The following is a 19,111-nucleotide window of genomic DNA, read 5'->3' on the forward strand; positions in this document are numbered from 1 at the left end:
CTCACGGTGAACGGCGGACATTTCTTTCTCCATTGAGCTCCATTGAGCGGGCGCGTTGGTGGCGCACGCCGTCCCCGCTCACCTGTGCTGGATCTTCCACCGGAAAGATGCTGACGCCGCCGCCGACGTGACGCAGGTCCGTGTTGGCCGCAGTGGCGATGGCGGAGAGTTCGAGTTCGGCCATGTGAGCCCGCAGCACTTCTCACTCGATCATCGGTTGGCGAGTTCGAAGGGTCACCGACCAGGGGCATGGCGTGGAATTCCGCGGAATTCCGCGCGGGCGGGGAGGCGTCGAACCCCGTCCGTGACGCGGCTTTGTTCTCCGACCGCGGTCAGCGACACTTTCCCCGTGAATTCGACTCGGGCGAAGACGCTTCGGCGAACGGCGATCGGGGCCGCGGGAGCGGTACTGATCCTCGCGCAGGCAATCTGCGGTGACCACGGCGGTGATCACATAGCCGGGCTGATGATGCCGAAACCGACGCTGAGGACCGGGATAACGGAACCTCTTGCCGAGGGTTGGCCCACCTCTCTACATCACACCTGCAGATGCGACGGCATCATGCCGCCGACCAGATCCCTGCGCGGCGCCGACCATGGGGGTGGTGGTCGGCCCCTCCCGCCGCTTACGCTGGCTGGGCGCATTGCCGAGACAGACCGGCTCTGCAGGAAGGCAGGTGCGTCCGACATGACCAGCGAAACACCCAGCAGCGGCGGGATCGGTGAGCCCGGCGGACGTGCGGGGGCCGGGGGAGCAGGGGGCCAGGGGGGTGCTGGTGGCGCCGGTGGCCGCGGCGGCGACGGTGGCCGGGGCGGCGACGGTGGCCGGGGCGGCGACGGTGGCCGAGGCGGCGACGGAGGATTGCCCGGCGCAGGCGGTGCCGGCGGACAGCCGGGTCAGCCCGGACAGCCGGGTCAGCCCGGACAGCCGGGTCAGCCCGGAAATCCGGGCTGAGACCAGCGGTAGCCGAACCCCTGTCCCGCCGGGCCGGAGGGTCCGAAAGACTGCGGCACTAGGCTCGTGCCGGTGAGCGCACGCGCAGGCATCGTTGTCACCGGAACGGAAGTCCTCACCGGCCGAGTCCAGGATGCGAACGGCCCCTGGATCGCCGACCGGCTGCTCGAACTCGGCGTCGAGCTGGCGCACATTACGATCTGTGGCGACCGTCCCACTGATATCGAGGCACAGCTGCGTTTCCTGGCGGACGAGGGTGTGGACCTGATCGTCACCAGCGGCGGGCTGGGGCCCACCGCCGACGACATGACCGTCGAGGTGGTGGCGCGGTTCTGCGGACGCGAATTGGTACTCGACGCCGAGGTCGAGAACACGATCGCCGGAATCCTCAAAAAGCTGATGGCGCCTTTCGATTCGGAAAGCTTCGACGCGGTGCGCGCCGCCAACCGCAAGCAGGCCATGGTTCCGGAAGGGGCCGAAGTGCTCGACCCGGTGGGCACGGCGCCGGGTGTGGTTGTCCCGGGCAAGCCCACGGTCGTCGTGCTTCCGGGTCCGCCGCGCGAGCTTCAGCCGATGTGGCGTAGGGCTATCCAGACCGCTGCGGCACAGAGGGCGATCGTTGGTCGCACCAGATACCGTCAGGAGACCATCCGCATGTTCGGGCTGCCCGAATCGGGTCTGGCCGAGACTTTGCGTGGCGCCGCAGACACCGTCCCCGGTTTCGACCGGCTGGAGATCACCACCTGCCTGCGCCGGGGGGAGATCGAGATGGTGACCCGCTACGAGCCGGACGCCGAAGACGACTACGCGACGCTGACCCGGCTGCTCCGCGACAAGCACGGCGACCAGATCTATTCCGAGGACGGCTCCACCGTGGACGACCAGGTAGCCCGGCTACTCGCCGGTCACCGGATCGCGACGGCAGAATCCTGTACTGCAGGGCTGCTCGCGGCACGGCTGACCGACCGGCCGGGCTCGTCCGACTACGTGATGGGCGGCGTGGTGAGCTACTCCAACGAGGCGAAAGAGAGCCTGTTGGGCGTCGATCCAGCGCTGATCGAAGAACACGGGGCGGTGTCTGAACCGGTCTCCGAGGCGATGGCGCACGGGGCGCTGGGGCGCTTCGGCGCCGACACCGCCGTCGCGATCACCGGGATCGCCGGCCCGGGCGGGGGCACCGGGCAAAAGCCGGTCGGGACGGTGTGCTTCACCGTGATGCTCTCCGGCGGCCGGACAGACACCCGGACGCTGCGGCTGCCCGGAAACCGATCCGACATCCGCGACCGCGCGACGACGGTGGCCATGCACCTGCTGCGGCGCATGCTGGGTGACTGCGCAGCTCGGCCGGTCACGCTTCCGCCGGGCTGAAGGCGCTTTCGCCGGTCCCGAACCGGATTCCGGTGGCGTCCTTACCGATCAGCGTCAGCACCATGACCGCGATGAACACCGGCAGGATTGTCGCCGCCAACGCGAAAGGATAGCCGTGCGACTCGGCCAGGCGTTCCTGGATGGGCAAGTTGAAAGCCGCCAGCAGGTTACCCAGCTGATACGTCACGCCGGGGTAGAGGCCGCGGATGGCATCCGGCGACAGCTCGGTCAGGTGCGCCGGGATCACCCCCCAGGCGCCCTGGACGCAGACCTGCATGAGGAACGCGCCGAGGCACAGCATGGCCGCTGTATGCGAGTAGGCGAACAGCGGCACGATCGGCAGGCCGAGCAGCGCGCAGAACACCACGGTGTAGCGGCGGCTGAACCGCTGCGAGAGCGTGCCGAAGACCAGCCCCCCGATGATGGCGCCGACGTTGTAGATCACCACGATCCACTTGACGGTGACACTGGACAGCCCGGCGCCGTGGTTGGCAGTCGCACCGAGGAAGGTGGGGTAGACGTCCTGGGTGCCGTGACTCATGTAGTTGAAGGCGGTCATCAGCAGCACCAGATAAAGGAACCGGCGGATGATCGCCTTCTCGCGCAGCACGTCGCGGATCTTGGTGCTGGTGAGCCGCAACTGGTCCTGGGCGGCTTCCCAGACCTCGGATTCCTCCACCCGGTAGCGCACGATCAGGCTGACCAGGGCGGGGACGATGCTCAGGGCGAACATCCAGCGCCACGACAGACCCAGCAGGTTCATCACCACCAGCGAGGCCAGGCCGGCCAGCAGGTAACCGAATGCGTAGCCCTCCTGCAGCAGCCCGGAGAAGAAGCCCCGCCGTTCGGTGGGCACCTTCTCCATGGCAAGTGCAGCGCCCAGGCCCCATTCGCCGCCCATCCCGATGCCATAGAGCAGCCGCAGGATCACCAGGACGGTGAAGTTGGGCGCGAACGCGCACAGGAACCCGGCCACCGAGTAGAACACCACGTCCACCATCAGCGGCAGTCGGCGTCCTACGCGGTCTGCCCAGAGCCCGAACAGCAGCGCGCCCACGGGACGCATGACCAGGGTGGCCGTCGTGACCAACGCGACCTCGGCTTTGCTGCGGTGGAACGTTGTCGCGATGTCGGTGTAGACGAACACGACGATGAAGTAGTCAAAGGCGTCCATGGTCCATCCCAGCAACGCCGCGATGAACGAGTTCCGCTGATCGCGGGTGATCCGTTGTGTTGTCACGTGAGCATCGTGCAGTACCCGGCGCGGCGGGGCGAGAGTATGTTGCCGCAGTACGTCAAACCCAGCGCCGACAGGGGCGGTTTGACGTTCGCTGGCCGCACCTTCGGGCGCGGCGCGCAGCGCTTGTGGAATCTGACCTGAACGCGCTCACACCGCTGCCCTCGGTGGCAAGATCTTGCGGCATGGGTCCTTTTTTGCTGCGCGCCGCCCTGACCGGATTCGCGCTGTGGGTGGTCACCCTGTTCGTACACGGAATGAGCTTCATCGGCGGTGACACCTGGCTGGAGCGGGTGGGCATCGTCTTCGTCGTCGCTGTGGTCTTCGGTCTGGTCAACGCTTTCGTCAAACCCGTCGTCCAGATCTTGTCGATCCCGCTGTACATCGTGACCCTCGGGCTTTTCCATGTGGTCGTCAACGCGCTGATGCTGTGGATCACCGCATGGATCACCAGGCACACCACGCACTGGGGGCTGCAGATCGACCACTTCTGGTGGACCGCGATCTGGGCGGCGATCCTGCTGTCGCTCGTGGGTTGGGCGCTCTCGCTGGCAGTTCGCGACGTCAGCCGACGCACCCGCGCCTGAGCTCAAGCAGCGCCGACAAGGGCCACCACGTCGCGCGCACAACCCCAGGACAGGGTCACGCCGTTGCTGCTGTGCCCGTAGTTGTGGATGCACCGCGCGGTCCCCAGCGGTTCGGCCTCCACTCGCACCGACGGACGGTCCGGACGTAGCCCGGTGATCGTCTCGATCACGTCGGCGTCGTACAGTCGCGGCTCGACGTGGCGGCACCGCCGCAGGATTCGCTCGCTCACTGCGGGGTCCGCGGTGGTGTCCCAGCGGTCGGGGATGCTGATGCCACCGCAGACCACGCGCTGCGGGTGGGGAAAAAAGCAGGTCCATTCCGGCCCGCGGTCGATCTCCAGGAACAGTTGCCGAAGGCCGGGATTGCTGAGGATGACGTGCTGGCCGAACAGCGGCCGCACCGTGTCGTCGCCCGCCAGTGCCCCGGCGCCCAGGCCCGCGCAGTTGACCACGATCGGTGCGATGTCGGCGACCTCAGCCAGCGAGCCGACCGAGTGGGCCTCGATCTCGCAGCCCGCCGCAGCCAATCGCCGGAACAGATAGTCGAGGTAGTGCGGCATGTCGATCATCGGCATGGTCGCGCGGAACGCGGTGTCGAAACCGTCGGGAATCTCGGCGGGCTCGGCCGCGCGCAAATCGGGGATCAATCCGGCTGCCGACGACATCGCGTCGTGCACGTCGCCGGCGGCCAACGCCGGCGCCATCTGCACCCCGGTGCCGGGCTCGCCGGCCAGTTCGCGAAACACCCGCAGCGAGTGTTCGCACCACTCCAGCGTCTTGGTCGCACGTTGGGCCGGCCGCGGGGGAGCCCACACCGCACCCGCCACCGCCGACGTCGTCTGCTGCGGCATCGCGGCCGACCACACCCGCACCGGCCAGCCGGCTTCGGCCAGACAGACGGCAGACGTCAGCCCGCTGACACCGGATCCGACCACGACGACCTGTGGGGCACTGGTCACGTCAACGGTGCCTGACTAGTGGGGAGCGTTGCCGCCGAGCAGCCCGTTGAGAATGCCCAACTGGGCTCCCGCGATCTGGGGCGGCACCTCCGCGGGCGGGCTGGCGTCCGGGGTCAGTTGCCAGGGCTGGCAGCCGCTGGTCTTGAACGACTTGTCCGTCGCGTCGATACGGACCACCTGCGGCTTTTTCGTCAGGGCATTGTCGAGGAGGTTGCCGTCGGGGTTGCCCGTCCGTTTCCAGTAGCACGTCCCGTCCCCGACCGGCCCGCCGGAGCTGTAGATGCCCGGCACGATGTCGGAGCCCACCGCGTAGGTGCCGTCCTTGTCGATGCTCGTCTTTGGTGCGGGCGGGGGCGTCGGCTCCGGGTCGGCACCGGCAGCGCCGGCACTGGCGACCCAGCCCGCAAGCAGCAGCGCTGAAGCGCCGAACAGTGCCGCGACCCGTGCGTTCGACTTCGACCCCATAGCAGTGCAGCTTACCGGCGCGAGCGACCGGGTGGCATCCCTCGGCTCAGTTGCGGGCCGCCCGCACGCCCAGCACCGGCGGAGTGGGTCTAGCGCAGGTCGAAGCGGTCCAAATTCATCACCTTGTCCCACGCGGCGACGAAATCCCGCACGAACTTGTGCTGTCCGTCCGACGCGCCATAGACCTCGGCCAGGGCGCGCAGCTCAGAGTTGGAGCCGAAGACCAGATCTGCCGCGGTCGCCGTCCACGTGAGCTCACCGCTCGCACGGTCGCGTCCCTCGTAGACGTTCTCGGCCGACTCCGACACCTTCCACTCGTATCTCATGTCGAGCAGATTGACGAAGAAGTCGTTGGTCAGCGTCCCCGGCCGGTCGGTGAACACGCCATGCTTGGACCCTCCGACGTTGGCGCCCAGGGCTCGCATGCCCCCGACGAGCACCGTCATCTCCGGCGGCGTCAGCGTCAACATGAAGGCCCGGTCCACCAACAGGTTTTCCGCCGAGAGCTTCTCGCCGGCCCGGTGGTAGTTACGGAACCCGTCGGCCCGCGGCTCGAGCACCGAGAACGACTCGGCGTCGGTCTGCTCCGCGGAGGCGTCGGTGCGGCCCGGCGCAAACGGCACCGTGACGTCGTGGCCGGCGTTCTTGGCCGCCTGCTCGACCGCCGCGCATCCGCCCAGAACGATCAGGTCGGCCAGCGAGACCTTCTTCCCGCTCGACTGAGACGTGTTGAAATCCTGCTGGACGCGCTCGAGGGCCTGCAGCACCCCGGCCAGCCGGGCGGGCTCGTTGACCTCCCAATCCTTTTGCGGCGCAAGGCGGATACGTGCCCCGTTGGCGCCACCGCGTTTGTCCGTGCCGCGGAAGCTGGCCGCCGAGGACCACGCGGTGAAAACCAGCTCCCGGATCGAAGGCCCCGAATCGAGGACCTTGGCCTTGAGCGCGGCGATGTCGTCGGTGTCGATCAGCGGGTGGTCGACGTCGGGGACCGGGTCCTGCCACAGCTGCGGCTCGGGGATCCACGGCCCCAGGTAGCGCGAGACCGGTCCCATGTCGCGGTGCAGCAGCTTGTACCACGCCTTGCCGAATTCCTCTTCCAGCTCTTCGGGATGGTCCAGCCAGCGCCGGGTGATCTTCTCGTAGACAGGGTCCACCCGCATCGACAGATCCGTGGTGAGCATCGTCGGGTTGCGTTTCAATGACGGGTCTTCGGGATCGGGGATGGTGCCCGCGCCGGCACCTTCCTTGGGCGTCCATTGCCAGCAGTCCGCCGGGCTCTTGGTCAGCTCCCATTCGTAGCCGTACAGGAGTTCCACGAAGGTGTTGTCCCACTTGGTCGGGGTGGGCGTCCACACGACTTCCAGGCCGCTGCCCATCGTGTCGCGGCCCATGCCCGAGCCGAACGAACTCTTCCACCCGATCCCCTGCTGCTCGATCGGACAACCCTCGGGTTCCGGTCCGACCAGGTCGGAGCGCCCGGCCCCGTGACACTTGCCGACGGTGTGACCACCGACGATCAATGCCGCGGTCTCCACGTCGTTCATCGCCATGCGCGCGAACGTCTCACGGATGTCCTTGGCCGCCGCCAGCGGATCCGGTTGTCCGTTGGGGCCCTCCGGGTTCACGTAGATGAGGCCCATCTGGGTGGCGCCGAACGGGTTGGCCAGTTCGCGGTCGCCGCTGTAGCGCTCGTCTCCGAGCCAGGTCTCCTCCGATCCCCAGTAGACCTCGTCGGGCTCCCAGATGTCCTCGCGCCCGAACCCGAAGCCGAATGTTGTGAATCCCACGGCCTCATAGGCGCAGTTACCGGCGAAGATGATCAGGTCGGCCCAGGAGATTTTGCGTCCGTACTTCTGCTTGACCGGCCACAGCAACCGGCGCGCCCGGTCGAGAAGCACGTTGTCGGGCCAGCTGTTCAGCGGGGCGTAGCGCTGGGCGCCCTTGCCGCCGCCGCCGCGCCCATCGGCGATGCGATACGTGCCCGCGGCATGCCAGCTCATCCTGATGAAGAGCGGCCCGTAGTGGCCGTAGTCGGCCGGCCACCAGTCCTGAGAGTCTGTCATGACGGCGATGAGGTCTTTCTTGAGGGCCTCGACGTCGAGCGTCCTGAATGCCTCGGCGTAGTCGAAGTCCTCGCCCATGGGGTTGGACTGCGGCGAATTCCGGCGCAAGACACCCAGATCCGGCTGGTTCGGCCACCAGTCCTGGTTCCGCTGCGGTCGACGTGTATGCGGAGTCGGGGAGGGAATGGCTGGGTTTTCGCTGTCGGACACGTCGGCCCTTCCTGGGGTGAGGTGAATTGGTCGCCACGATCACGGATGCGATCGCGAAGCCTCCGGCGGTGAGCAATCCTGGCCTTGGCCCGAGTGGACGACCTCGGCCTCGCCCAGCCGAAAGCCGTCCAGAACTCCCGTGCCGTCGGCCGGGGTCGGGCAGGGGTGCCGGGCGTCATCGACGGTCTGGCCGGACAACTCGGGCAACTCGGTGCGCACCGCTGCGTAGAGCGTGCCGGTGCCGGCGTGCGGGTTCGCATTCACCGCCGCCAGAACCGCGACCCGCGATCGGGTCGCCCGCAGGTCGGCCAGACGCAAGCGATGCGTGCGGTCCGACGTCGACGACACGCAGACAGAATGCGCTCGCTTGCCGGAATCGGTCAAGACTTTAGGTCGGTCCGATTCGCGGCGCGTAGCGTCAACTTTCTCCCCAGTTGTCCCAGAAGGTGAAGCTCTTCGCAGAAGTCCTTGCCGCAGAGCGGAATTCGGTGCCGACCGTGTAGGCCACGGGGAACAGCGCAGCCTGCGTGACCGCGGCCGGGATGCCCAGTAGTTCGGCGATTCGTCGTTCCTGCGCCAGATGCATCGTCGTCCACACAGATCCCAGTCCGCGTGACCGTAGCGCGAGCAGGAAGCTCCAGCCGGCCGGCATGATCGACGCCCACGCCGAGGCGGCCGTCAGCAGGTCGCTGCCGTCGAAGCGCCGCTGCAGGCACGGGATGACGTGCACGGGAATCTGCGCCAGAATCTCGGTCAGGCCCAGCGCACTGCGGTAGGCCCGCCGCGTCTGCGGGTCGGGCGCGGTCGCGACGGCCTGCGCGAGGTACTCGGAGCTGATGCCGCGGTATGTCTCGGCGATCGCGGCGCGCTTGTCGGCATCGGTGATCACCAGCCAATGCCAGTCCTGCGCGTTGCTTGCCGCGGGCGCCTGCATCGCCAGGCGCACGCATTCGAGGATCACGTCCCGAGCGACGGGACGACTGAGGTCGAGGCGTTTGCGCACCGCGCGCGTGGTGGTCAGCACTTTGTCGACCGAAGCGATGTCCATGGCATCCTTCCCGCCGGGCGGTCGGCGAAGTCCTGCCCGGCGCAGACCGCTACCAGGGCGAGCAAACCAGATGGCCGGCCCGGCTGTCTAGGTTTCACTGCGGGCTAGGTGCCGCCAAGTTCAGGATCCGTGCCGCATCGTGGGCCATTTCACCCACGATGGCAGCAGCCGGGCGCACGGCGTCGATACGGCCTATCGTCTCGCCGACCAGCACGGTGACGACGTCGAAATCCTCCGTCTCGAGCGCCTTCTGGAAGGTGCTCACCATCTCCGGTAGTCGCTCCAGCAGTTGCGCTTCGTTTCCGTGCCACGCCTCGACAAAAGCGTTGGAGACCAACCGCAAATCATATCCAGCTGGCCAATCTTTCTGGCGCACAATGTCGTAAACCCGGGTACGGATGGTTTCGTCGCCGCTTGCGGCCATGCCACGGCGGTGGGCTCGGGGCGACACCAATGCCTCGTTGGCCGCCCAGAACCGGGTGCCGACGAGGGCGCCGTCGGCACCGAGCGCTAGCGCCGCCGCCAACCCGCGGCCGTCGGCGACACCTCCGGCAGCCACTACCGGCGTCGCGGGGGAGCGCTCAGCTGCCAGGTCCACGACGTCGGGCACCAGCGTGAACGTCGATCGCACGTTTTTTCCGTGCCCGCCCGCCTCGCCGCCCTGGGCCACCAGGACGTCCGCGCCGATGTCCAGGGCCCGGCGGGCCTGCTCGAGGTCCTGGACCTGCGCGGTGAGCGATACGCCGGCAGCGCGGATGCGGGCGGCGAACGGCATCGGGTCTCCGAAGGACAGCATGATGGTCGCCGGTTGTGTCTCCAGCGCCATGTCGAGCACCTCGGGATCGTCGGCCAGGCTCCAGGTGATGAACCCGTATCCCACGCGCGCAGCGCCGGTCTGGCAGATCTCGGTTCGCAGCCAGTCGGACTCGCCGTACCCCCCGCCCACCATGCCCAGCCCGCCCGCCCCGGTCACCGCGGCGGCAAGCCGTCCCCCGGAGACCCGGGCCATCGGCGCCAGCAGAATGGGATGTTCGATGTCGAACAACCGGGTGAGCCGTGTGCGCAGCGGCATGAAGATCTCCTCTCTCGGGACGACTCGTACAACCGCCGAAAGGCCCCCGGCAATCCGTCGCCGTCGTCAGGTCGGCAGGGCGAGCCCTCAGGCTCCGAACCTGCCGGTGAGCTGGGCCTGCGCGACGGCGGCGCCCGCTATCGCCTGAGCCGCCCGCAGCCCGCCCACATCGCCGGTCAGATCATGGCCGGCGGGCAGCTGGTACAACGTGAACCGGTAGTGATGCACCCCGCTGCCCGGCGGCGGGCACGGCCCCGTGTACCCGGTGCGGCCGCCCGAATTCGGCAGGCTGGACGCACCGTCGGGGGTCTGGCCTGCAGCCGTGGCACCCGTTCCGGGCGGGATGCCGACCACGATCCAGTGGATGTAGGTGCCGCCGACGGCGTCGGGGTCGTCGACCACCAGGGCCGCCCCCAGCGGCGCCGACCATGTCAACGGGGGCGCGGTGTCGGCGCCTTTGCAGGTGTACCGGACGGGGATCAGCGCGCCGTCGGCGAAGGCGGGACTGCTGATCGCCACCGGGCCGGCTTCGGGGGCCTGCGGCACGGTCCGGGCGACCGTCGTCAACTCAGGGGTCGCCGGGGCCGTCATCCTGCTGCCGCCGTGGCCGCCGCAGCCGGCCTGCGCCAGCACGAGGACCAACCCGGCGCCGGCGAGCGCGATGCGCCGTGCGGTGGCGACCAGTGGGGGCGTCATAGGGAGAGTGTCGCCGACCGCGGTCGCCGAATAAAGGCCTTTCCCGGCCTGAAAACGGCTCCGCGCCGACCTTCTTCACCTGCCCACACGTGCGGCACCGACAACACACCTGCGCGGTTCGGTGTCTGTAGCCGTCACCGCTGCAACTATTGGGCATGCAACCATTGGGCACACCCGGACCGCACCGCCGCGGTGACGCGCTGCGCCAGGGCGCAGCCTCGTTCGGGTCGACCGCGCGATCGCGGTTTTGCGACCGCCGGACCAGCCCAGGACCCGGCAAGCCGGGCAGACCCCCGGAAAAGCTCTGTGCACCAGGACTTATCAACACATCACCCGTCGACACCGGCGGCCGGGGACCTGTTTCCGGCCTCGGGAGGACACCACGCGGGCGGCCGGCGCCGGGCAGGCAGCGGGGTATTTCGACCCCTGATTGAACGGCGGTTGCCAGGGATAGACTCTGGTGCAACGGAACCCCAAGAGGAGCGTAACCCCATGGCCATCATCGACACGGACACCGAGGTCCGGGCACCGTTCGGCGACGACGTCGCCGCCACCCAGCGATACATCGACGGCCCGCGTTTCACCGGCATCACGCGCCTCTACACGGCCCGTCAGGTTGCCGAGCAACGCGGCACCATCCCCGTCGACTACCCCGTGGCACGGGAGGCGGCGGCGGCCTTCTACGAGCGGCTGCGGGAGCTGTTCGCGGCGAAGAAGAGCATCACGACCTTCGGCCCCTACTCACCCGGCCAGGCCGTGGCCATGAAACGGATGGGTATCGAAGGCATCTACCTCGGCGGCTGGGCGACCTCCGCCAAGGGCTCCACCACCGAGGACCCCGGACCCGACCTCGCCAGCTACCCGCTGAGCCAGGTTCCCGACGACGCCGCGGTACTGGTGCGCGCCCTGCTCACCGCTGACCGCAACCAGCAGTATCAGCGGCTGCACATGAGTGAGGGCCAGCGCGCCGCGGCCCCTGCATACGACTATCGGCCGTTCATCATCGCCGACGCCGACACCGGCCACGGCGGTGACCCGCACGTGCGCAACCTGATCCGGCGTTTCGTCGAGATCGGTGTGCCGGGCTACCACATCGAGGACCAGCGGCCCGGCACCAAGAAGTGCGGGCATCAGGGCGGCAAGGTCCTGGTGCCGTCGGACGAGCAGATCAAGCGCCTCAACGCCGCCCGGTTCCAGCTCGACATCATGCGGGTGCCCGGAATCATCGTGGCGCGTACCGACGCCGAGGCGGCCACCTTGATCGACAGCCGCGCCGACGAGCGTGACCAGCCGTTCCTCCTGGGCGCCACCAACCTGAACATTCCCTCCTACAAGGCCTGCTTCCTGGCGCTGGTCCGGCGTTTCTACGAGCTGGGCGTCAAGGACCTCAACGGGCACCTCCTGTACGCGCTTTCGGACTCTGAGTACGCCGGCGCCTCGGCCTGGCTGGAGCGCCAGGGTATCCAGGGCCTGGTGTCCGACGCCGTCAACGCCTGGCGGGAGAACAGCGAAACCTCGATCGAGGATCTCTTCGACCAGGTGGAGTCCCGATTCGTGGCCGCCTGGGAGGACGACGCCGGACTGATGACCTACGGTGAGGCCGTCTCGGAGGTTCTCCAGTTCGGCGAGAGCGAGGGCGAGCCGGTCGACATGAGCCCCGAAGCGTGGCGCCGTTTCGCCCAGCGTGCGTCGCTGTACACCGCCCGCGAGAAGGCCAGAGAATTGGGCGCCGACCCCGGTTGGGACTGCGAGTTGGCCAAGACGCCCGAGGGCTACTACCAGATCCGGGGCGGCATTCCGTACGCGATCGCCAAGTCTCTTGCTGCGGCACCGTTCGCAGACATCCTCTGGATGGAGACGAAGACGGCGGACCTGGCCGACGCCCGCGAGTTCGCCGAGGCCATTCACGCCCGGTTCCCGGAGAAGATGCTCGCCTACAACCTGTCTCCGTCGTTCAACTGGGACACCACCGGCATGACCGACGAGGAGATGCGGCGCTTCCCCGAGGAACTCGGCGAGATGGGCTTCGTCTTCAACTTCATCACCTATGGGGGACACCAGATCGACGGCGTCGCCGCCGAGGAATTCGCGACCGCGCTGCGGCAGGACGGGATGCTGGCACTGGCTCGTCTGCAACGCAAGATGCGGTTGGTGGAGTCGCCGTATCGCACGCCGCAGACGTTGGTCGGCGGGCCGCGCAGCGACGCGGCGCTGGCCGCCTCCTCCGGGCGCACCGCGACCACCAAGGCGATGGGCAAAGGCTCCACCCAGCATCAGCACCTGGTGCAGACCGAGGTGCCCAAGAAGCTGCTGGAGGAGTGGCTGGCGTTGTGGAGTGAGCACTACCATCTCGGCGAGAAGCTGCGGGCGCAACTGCGGCCGCGCCGTGCCGGCTCGGACGTACTGGTGCTCGGCATCTACGGCAATCAGGACGAGCTGCTGGCCGATGTCGTCTTCGATCCCATCAAGGACCGCCACGGCCGCAGCATCCTCACGGTGCGCGACCAGAACACCTTCGCCGAGAAGCTGCGCAAAAAGCGGCTGATGACCTTGATCCACCTGTGGCTGGTGCACCGCTTCAAGGCTGACGCGGTGTACTACGTGACGCCCACCGAGGACAACCAGTACCAGACCTCGAAGATGAAGTCGCACGGCATCTTCAGCGAGGTCAACCAGGAGGTGGGCGAGATCATCGTCGCCGAGGTGAACAAGCCCCGCATCGAGGAGCTGCTGAAGCCCGACCGCGTCGCGCTGCGCAAGCTGATCACCAAGGAGGGGTAGCGGGCTTTCCCTCATCGCGGCGACACAGGTCGGTGCGGCGGTCGTCATGGACGTCGCTCCGGTCCGTGCGGAATCGACACCAGTTGGGTGCCGCCGGCCGGCCCGCTGAACCGGAGCGCCCTGCCCGTCCGGGGACGGGGCGCATCAGGGGGCGAGGATGGCGATCGCGTCGGAGATACTGGTGACGATCACGTCCAGTTCGATGCCGCCCCAGAGCGTGGCGCCCGCCACATCGGCTGCGATCGGCAAACCGACTGCGTCGACGAGGTTACCGGCCAGCAAGTTGTCCGCGAAGACCTCGATGTCATAGGTCGGGGTGGTGACGAACACCGCGTCGGCGATGTTCGCGGTCACCGACAGGTCGCTACTGAGCAACCCTTCCAGAGCTGAGAACGTGTTGGAGGTGCCGACCAGATGATCGATCAACGTGTCGGCATCGACGGTGAGCGCCGACAACGCCGACGACGGGTCGGCCGACGTTCCCGTCGGTCCTGACGAGAGACCCTGCAGCGAACCGAAAGACGGCAGCACCACCGGGTGCGGTCCGGTGCCGGTGAAATCGCCGACGAAGTTTTCGATCCCTTCGTGGGTTCCCGAGGCCAGGGCCCCGGGGACCTGCTCCAGGACGCTACGGGGCGGGAGGAGCCCGTAGGGGGTCTCCACGTTGGCCGGTCCTTGACTCCAGCCCTCGGTGACGCTGCCGTACCCCAGGTCGACGAGCACCTTCATGTCGGGCTGCAGCAGGTCGGCGACGGGGTTGCCGATGAGCGGGATGCTGCGCACGGGGTCCAACAGCGGCAGGTTTTGGGTGGGGATCATGTAGAAGGTGTCCGTGGTGGGGCCCGACGTCGGTAGCACGATGGCGTTGCTGACGTCCGTGGACGGGAGGGCCGGGTATTCGCCGTGCACGGTGAGCATTCCCATGAGCGCGTTGGCGTCGGACAGGAAGAAAATCGGGTACTGCGGAAAGTCGGCGAAACCGTCGTATTCGAGCGTGTAGATGTCGGTCGTGAAGTAGTCGGTCGGGGCCCCGCCGAAGAACGTGATGTCCAGACTCGGAAACACCTGGCCGGGGAAGCGCGCGAAGATGCCGCCGTTGGGCGCCATCAAGTCGCCGACCAACACGAAGTTCACGTCGGAACTCGGCACGCCCGCGGCTTGCAGCGACTCCATCTCCAGCGAGGAGATGAGGGTGCTCTGTGAGTAGCCGAAAACGGTGGAAACGTCTCCGGCGGCGATATTGGCGTCGATATTGTTGTTCAGGATCGTGACTCCCTCGGCCACCGACGCGTCGAGCGGGTTTGCCGGCCACACCAACTCGGGGGTGTACAGGCCGCCCGCCGGACGCCGGGGTAGGTCGCGTCCGGAAAATGCGACGCGATGTAGAGCGCGTTCACTGCATCGACGTACGCGGTGCCCGGGATCGGGTCCCCGCTGCCGCCCATCACGAACCCGATGTCTTCGGCATCCGCCGAAGCGGCAGCCAGATTCATCGTCGAGGGCAGGGCCAGAAGACCGGCACTCGCCAAGACTCCGAGACCCAGCTGGCGCAGACGTTGGCCTGTCATTTCGACCTCCCGGACATGGTGCGTTTCGACATTGCTCTGGCCCGAGCCATCGCTTTGAACCTTTCGATGACCCGATCGGACGCCAACGGGTGATACCCCGGGATCATGTTGCAGAATGCCAATCCGGTCACCAGCGAGAAGACCAGGTGCAACCCGTTCCCGGTGTCGCGGTCACCGGCGTGATCCCCCAGGAAGAAGGCGGCGTACATCTCCTGGCTCGTCCGGAGGAATTCACGGTCCACCGCGACGAGCGGCCCGGCCAGATCGGCGTCCGTGCGGGCCGCGACCCACAATTCGACGAATGCCGTGAACGTGGGACCGGTCCACATCGACCAGAGCAGGTCGAGCGTGGCGTCCAGCTTGTCTTCGGCGGCATCCACCTCGGCCATGGCCCGGCGATACTCCTCACTGCGACGCTCGAATGCGTGTCCGATCGCGGCCACCAGCAAGTCGTTCTTGGTGGGGAAGTGGTGCAGCAACGCGCCCAGCGAAACTTTGGCTCGATGGGCTACTGCGGTCAGAGTGGTTGCCTTGTAGCCGGATTCGACCAGCAAATCCAAGGTGGCATCGAGCAGGGCGGCCTTGGTCTCGCTGCTCCGCTGGGCCTGGGTCCGGCGGGGACGTGGTTGATTCAGGCGGGCGGCCATGTGTGCCTCACCGGCGCCCTGCGATCGGGTTGGCACCGTGCCGGCGCCGAATGCTGCAGCAGCGACGGTCGGGGAGCGCGGTGATAAGCACGCCGGTGGAGACGGGCATCGGCGAGAAAACCTTCGCACCAACCGGGTACGAAATGCGGCCACGATGCGGCACGGTCCTCAACGTAAGCCACTGACAAGAAACCGTCAATGTTTATTGTTTGTCGGTGGTGAGTGTTCACCGACCCGCGCAGTCCGCGTCGAACCCGGCAGGCGTCGCCGCACACTGTCGGGCTCCGAGGCTATGGTTTTCAGCAAGGCGGACGCAAAGGGGCCCTCATGTCCAAGCTCAGATTCGGCTATTTCATCGCACCGTTTCACCGGGCAGGCACCAACCCCACCCTGGCGTTACAGCGCGATCTGGAGTTCATCGACCATGTGGATCGCCTTGGTTTCGACGAGGTGTGGCTCGGCGAGCACCACTCGGCCGGCAGCGAGATCATCAGTTCGCCGGAGATCTTCATCGCCGCGGCGGCGCAACGGACGCAGCGGATTCGCTTCGGGACGGGCGTCATCTCGCTCTCGTATCACAACCCGCTGTGGGTCGCCGACCGGCTGATGCTGCTCGATCACCTCACTCGCGGTCGCGTGATCGGAGGGGTGGGCCCCGGTTCCCTGCCCACCGATTCCGCGATGATCGGCCTCACCCCCACCGACACGCGCGAACTGCTCGAGGCCAATCTCGACATCGTCGTGCGCCTGCTGGCGGGCGAGACCGTGTCGGCGAAAACGGCGACGCACCAACTGTTCGACGCGCGGTTGCAGCTCGCCCCCTACTCCGACGGGGGGATCCCGTTGTCGGTCGCGGCGGTCGCCTCGCCGACGGGCGCGAGGCTGGCCGGCAAGCACGGCATCGGCCTGCTGTCGATCGGGGCGACGCTGATCGTCGAGGGCTTCGACGCGCTCGCCTATCACTGGGGCATCGTCGAGGAGCGCGCGGCGGCGTTCGGCACGCAGGTCGACCGCAACAACTGGAGCCTGGTCGGGCTGTTCCATCTCGCCGAGACCGAGAAGCAGGCCCGCGAAGAGGTGAAGTTCGGCATCGAACCGTGGTTCCGGTACTTCCAGAAGGTGGCCGCCTTCCCGCAGATGACCATGCCGGGAGAGCAGCTCGACGAGATGATCGACATCATCAACGACAACGGGTCGGGCGTGATCGGCACCCCGGAGCGGGCGCGGGTCCAGGTGCAGCGGCTCTGGGACCAATCCGGCGGGTTCGGCTGCATGCTGCAGATGGGCCACGACTGGGCCAACCCGGCGGCCACCAAGCGGTCCGCCGAACTGTTCGCCGCCGAGGTGATGCCGCACTTCCAGGGGCAGGCCGAGCCGACCCTGGCTGCCGCCACGCGCGCCGGTCAGGTGCGTGACGATCTTGCGCAGACCCAACTGCAGGCCGTCGAGCACATGACCAAGAAGTATCAGGACGAGATCACGTCGCCGTAGCGGCGCCGATGCCGAACCCTATCGTGCACCGCGTCGGCCTCCGGCGATCACGCCGCGCAGCCGGCCGGCGCGGGGTCGCCGTTGCCTACACTGCGCTTATGAATTCGGGTTTCCCGCAGAGCGACAGGAGTGTCCCCGGACTCCTCGACATCGAGGACTGCCTGGACGCCGACGGCGAGATCGTGCTGCCTCCGGGCGTCACGCTGATCTCCCTGATCGAGCGCAACGTGGCGAATGTCGGCGACACCGTGGCCTACCGCTACCTGGACTACAGCCATGGCGCCGACGGACGCGCTGACGAGGTGACCTGGACGCAGTTCGGTGTCCGGCTCCAGGCAATCGGTGCCCGGGTGCAGCGCGTCGCGAGCCGCGGAGAGAGGATCGCGGTCCTGGCACCGCAGGGCATCGACTACGTCGCGGGCTTCTACGCGGCGATCAAGGCCGGCACCGTCGCCGTGCCGCTGTTCGCGCCCGAACTCCCGGGCCACGCCGAGCGCCTCGACACGGCGCTGCGCGACTCGCAGCCGTCGGTGGTCCTCACCACGACCGAGGCCGCGGGCGCAGTCGAGAAATTCCTGACCGGCCTGCCGCGCCCGCAACGCCCGCAGGTCCTGTTCATCGACCAGATCCCCGACTCGGAGGGGGAGTCGTTCGTCCCGACCGAGCTCGGCATGGACGACGTCTCGCACCTGCAGTACACCTCCGGTGCGACGCGCCCGCCGGTCGGCGTGGAGATCACCCACCGGGCGGTCGGCACCAACCTGACCCAGATGATCCTGTCCATCGACCTGCTGGACCGAAACACCCACGGCGTCAGCTGGTTACCGCTCTACCACGACATGGGCCTGTCGATGATCGGCTTCCCCGCGGTGTACGGCGGGCACTCCACGCTGATGTCGCCGACCGCGTTCGTCCGCCGGCCACAGCGCTGGATCCAGGCCCTGTCCGCCGGGTCACGCGAGGGCCGTGTGGTCACCGCCGCGCCCAACTTCGCCTATGAGTGGACCGCCCAGCGCGGCCTGCCCGCGCCGGGCGACGACATCGACCTTTCCAACGTGGTGATGATCATCGGTTCCGAACCGGTCAGCATCGACGCGATCCGCACCTTCAACAAGGCGTTCGCGCCCTACGGATTACCGCGGACGGCGTTCAAACCCTCGTACGGGATCGCGGAAGCGACCCTGATGATCGCGACCATTGCACCCAGCGCCGAGGCCACGGCGGTGTACCTCGACCGCGAACAGCTGGGCGCCGGGCACGCGGTACGGGTCGCGCCGGACGCTCCCGACGCGGTGGTCCAGGTGTCCTGCGGTCAGGTGGCCCGCAGCCTGTGGGCGGTGATCGTCGACCCCGGCACCGGGGACGAGCTGCCCGACGGCGAGGTCGGCGAGATCTGGTTGCAGGGCAACAACGTCGGCCGCGGCTACTGGGACCGCCCCGAGGACACCCGGCGCGCGTTCGGCGCGCGGCTGCGCGCGCGTCTGCCCGACTACAGTCACGCCGAGCGATCGGACACCGACCGCACCTGGCTGCGCACCGGCGACCTGGGGGTGTACCTCGACGGCGAGCTCTATGTCACCGGCCGGATCGCGGACCTGGTGACCGTCGACGGGCGCAACCACTATCCACACGACATCGAGGCCACCGTCGCAGACGCCTCGCCGATGGTGCGCCGCGGCTATGTCGCGGCCTTCGCTGTACCGGCCGACGGCGGGGGACAACGGCTGGTGATCGTCGCTGAGCGCGCTGCGGGCACCGGCCGCGCCGACCCGCAGCCGGTGATCGAGGCGATCCGGGCCGCGGTGTCGCACCGCCACCGGGTCTCGGTGTCCGACGTGCAATTCCTGCCGGCCGGCGCCATCCCGCGCACCACCAGCGGCAAACTCGCCCGCCGGGCCTGCCGCGCGCAATACCTGAGCGACGCGCTGCGCAGCCACTGACCCGTGCAGGCGGAACGCCCAAAA

18 protein-coding genes are annotated in these 19,111 nt (G+C 67.9%); 7 read left to right on the plus strand and 11 right to left on the minus strand.

Annotation, left to right across the window (positions count from 1 at the left end; translation table 11 throughout):
• Position 1: 1 nt before the first annotated feature.
• Positions 2-184, minus strand: coding sequence for a hypothetical protein (locus AC2VOK_RS14845; protein ID WP_428901164.1), 183 nt, complete (start codon positions 182-184; stop codon positions 2-4).
• A 538-nt stretch (positions 185-722) separates the two neighbouring features.
• On the opposite strand from AC2VOK_RS14845, the gene AC2VOK_RS14850 reads away from it, so the two are divergent.
• Together AC2VOK_RS14850 and AC2VOK_RS14855 are read left to right on the plus strand one after the other, a co-directional pair.
• The gene (locus tag AC2VOK_RS14850; RefSeq protein ID WP_428901165.1) at positions 723-1,031 is read left to right on the plus strand and encodes a hypothetical protein; all 309 of its coding nucleotides are present in this window, start codon (positions 723-725) and stop codon (positions 1,029-1,031) included.
• The gene (locus AC2VOK_RS14855; RefSeq protein WP_486944290.1) at positions 1,028-2,323 is read left to right on the plus strand and encodes a competence/damage-inducible protein A; all 1,296 of its coding nucleotides are present in this window, start codon (positions 1,028-1,030) and stop codon (positions 2,321-2,323) included. Before AC2VOK_RS14850 ends, AC2VOK_RS14855 begins: the two co-directional genes overlap by 4 nt.
• Here AC2VOK_RS14855 and AC2VOK_RS14860 read toward each other — a convergent pair.
• On the minus strand, positions 2,304-3,563 hold the full coding sequence (locus tag AC2VOK_RS14860; RefSeq protein ID WP_428901167.1) for an MFS transporter: 1,260 nt from the start codon (positions 3,561-3,563) through the stop codon (positions 2,304-2,306). The genes AC2VOK_RS14855 and AC2VOK_RS14860 overlap by 20 nt on opposite strands.
• On the opposite strand from AC2VOK_RS14860, the gene AC2VOK_RS14865 reads away from it, so the two are divergent.
• Together AC2VOK_RS14865 and AC2VOK_RS14870 are read left to right on the plus strand one after the other, a co-directional pair.
• Complete coding sequence (locus AC2VOK_RS14865; protein ID WP_428901168.1) at positions 3,564-3,704, plus strand: hypothetical protein; 141 nt, start codon at positions 3,564-3,566, stop codon at positions 3,702-3,704.
• Positions 3,705-3,745: 41 nt separating this feature from the next.
• Positions 3,746-4,147, plus strand: a complete 402-nt coding sequence (locus tag AC2VOK_RS14870; RefSeq protein WP_428901169.1) for a phage holin family protein — start codon at positions 3,746-3,748, stop codon at positions 4,145-4,147.
• A 2-nt stretch (positions 4,148-4,149) separates the two neighbouring features.
• On the opposite strand, the gene AC2VOK_RS14875 is transcribed toward AC2VOK_RS14870, so the two are convergent.
• The 7 genes from AC2VOK_RS14875 to AC2VOK_RS14905 all read right to left on the minus strand — a co-directional run bounded on the left by AC2VOK_RS14875 (position 4,150) and on the right by AC2VOK_RS14905 (position 10,660).
• Positions 4,150-5,106, minus strand: coding sequence for an FAD-dependent oxidoreductase (locus AC2VOK_RS14875; RefSeq protein WP_428901170.1), 957 nt, complete (start codon positions 5,104-5,106; stop codon positions 4,150-4,152).
• Between the two features lie 15 nt (positions 5,107-5,121).
• Positions 5,122-5,571: an Rv1352/Rv1906c domain-containing protein gene (locus AC2VOK_RS14880; RefSeq protein ID WP_428901171.1), complete on the minus strand. Its 450-nt coding sequence runs from the start codon at positions 5,569-5,571 to the stop codon at positions 5,122-5,124.
• Positions 5,572-5,660: 89 nt separating this feature from the next.
• On the minus strand, positions 5,661-7,844 hold the full coding sequence (gene katG, locus AC2VOK_RS14885) for a catalase/peroxidase HPI (RefSeq protein ID WP_428901172.1): 2,184 nt from the start codon (positions 7,842-7,844) through the stop codon (positions 5,661-5,663).
• A 39-nt stretch (positions 7,845-7,883) separates the two neighbouring features.
• A complete protein-coding gene (locus AC2VOK_RS14890) occupies positions 7,884-8,192 on the minus strand; it encodes a hypothetical protein (protein WP_428901173.1) in 309 nt (102 codons plus the stop codon).
• Positions 8,193-8,262: 70 nt separating this feature from the next.
• Complete coding sequence (locus AC2VOK_RS14895; RefSeq protein ID WP_428901174.1) at positions 8,263-8,892, minus strand: nitroreductase family protein; 630 nt, start codon at positions 8,890-8,892, stop codon at positions 8,263-8,265.
• Between the two features lie 94 nt (positions 8,893-8,986).
• A complete protein-coding gene (locus tag AC2VOK_RS14900; RefSeq protein WP_428901175.1) occupies positions 8,987-9,964 on the minus strand; it encodes an NAD(P)H-dependent flavin oxidoreductase in 978 nt (325 codons plus the stop codon).
• A gap of 87 nt (positions 9,965-10,051) precedes the next feature.
• Positions 10,052-10,660: a YbhB/YbcL family Raf kinase inhibitor-like protein gene (locus tag AC2VOK_RS14905; protein ID WP_428901176.1), complete on the minus strand. Its 609-nt coding sequence runs from the start codon at positions 10,658-10,660 to the stop codon at positions 10,052-10,054.
• 492 nt (positions 10,661-11,152) lie between these two features.
• Between AC2VOK_RS14905 and aceA the strand changes: the two genes are divergently transcribed.
• Positions 11,153-13,441 carry an isocitrate lyase ICL2 gene (aceA, locus tag AC2VOK_RS14910; protein WP_428901177.1) on the plus strand — a complete coding sequence of 763 codons (2,289 nt, stop codon included), beginning with the start codon at positions 11,153-11,155 and terminating at the stop codon, positions 13,439-13,441.
• A gap of 144 nt (positions 13,442-13,585) precedes the next feature.
• Here the strand turns inward: aceA and AC2VOK_RS14915 are convergent, their stop codons facing one another.
• Positions 13,586-15,103 (minus strand): PE-PPE domain-containing protein, encoded by a 1,518-nt coding sequence (locus AC2VOK_RS14915; protein WP_428901181.1) that lies wholly within the window; start codon positions 15,101-15,103, stop codon positions 13,586-13,588.
• Complete coding sequence (locus AC2VOK_RS14920; protein WP_428901178.1) at positions 15,006-15,656, minus strand: TetR/AcrR family transcriptional regulator; 651 nt, start codon at positions 15,654-15,656, stop codon at positions 15,006-15,008. Before AC2VOK_RS14920 ends, AC2VOK_RS14915 begins: the two co-directional genes overlap by 98 nt.
• Positions 15,657-15,983: 327 nt before the next feature.
• On the opposite strand from AC2VOK_RS14920, the gene AC2VOK_RS14925 reads away from it, so the two are divergent.
• Entirely contained in the window at positions 15,984-17,147 is a 1,164-nt protein-coding gene (locus AC2VOK_RS14925; RefSeq protein WP_428901179.1) for an LLM class flavin-dependent oxidoreductase, read from the plus strand.
• 98 nt (positions 17,148-17,245) lie between these two features.
• Entirely contained in the window at positions 17,246-19,087 is a 1,842-nt protein-coding gene (locus AC2VOK_RS14930) for a fatty acyl-AMP ligase (RefSeq protein ID WP_343709644.1), read from the plus strand.
• Positions 19,088-19,111 lie beyond the last annotated feature (24 nt).

The sequence above is a fragment of the Mycobacterium sp. TH-M116 genome, assembly GCF_057473685.1.

Coding starts and splice junctions, on each gene's coding strand:
- AC2VOK_RS14845 (WP_428901164.1), bottom strand. CDS start 184: ATGGCCGAACTCGAACTCTCCGCCATCGCCACTGCGGCCAACACGGAC.
- AC2VOK_RS14870 (WP_428901169.1), top strand. CDS start 3,746: ATGGGTCCTTTTTTGCTGCGCGCCGCCCTGACCGGATTCGCGCTGTGG.
- AC2VOK_RS14880 (WP_428901171.1), bottom strand. CDS start 5,571: ATGGGGTCGAAGTCGAACGCACGGGTCGCGGCACTGTTCGGCGCTTCA.
- AC2VOK_RS14895 (WP_428901174.1), bottom strand. CDS start 8,892: ATGGACATCGCTTCGGTCGACAAAGTGCTGACCACCACGCGCGCGGTG.
- AC2VOK_RS14900 (WP_428901175.1), bottom strand. CDS start 9,964: ATGCCGCTGCGCACACGGCTCACCCGGTTGTTCGACATCGAACATCCC.
- AC2VOK_RS14905 (WP_428901176.1), bottom strand. CDS start 10,660: ATGACGCCCCCACTGGTCGCCACCGCACGGCGCATCGCGCTCGCCGGC.
- aceA (WP_428901177.1), top strand. CDS start 11,153: ATGGCCATCATCGACACGGACACCGAGGTCCGGGCACCGTTCGGCGAC.
- AC2VOK_RS14920 (WP_428901178.1), bottom strand. CDS start 15,656: ATGGCCGCCCGCCTGAATCAACCACGTCCCCGCCGGACCCAGGCCCAG.
- AC2VOK_RS14925 (WP_428901179.1), top strand. CDS start 15,984: ATGTCCAAGCTCAGATTCGGCTATTTCATCGCACCGTTTCACCGGGCA.
- AC2VOK_RS14930 (WP_343709644.1), top strand. CDS start 17,246: ATGAATTCGGGTTTCCCGCAGAGCGACAGGAGTGTCCCCGGACTCCTC.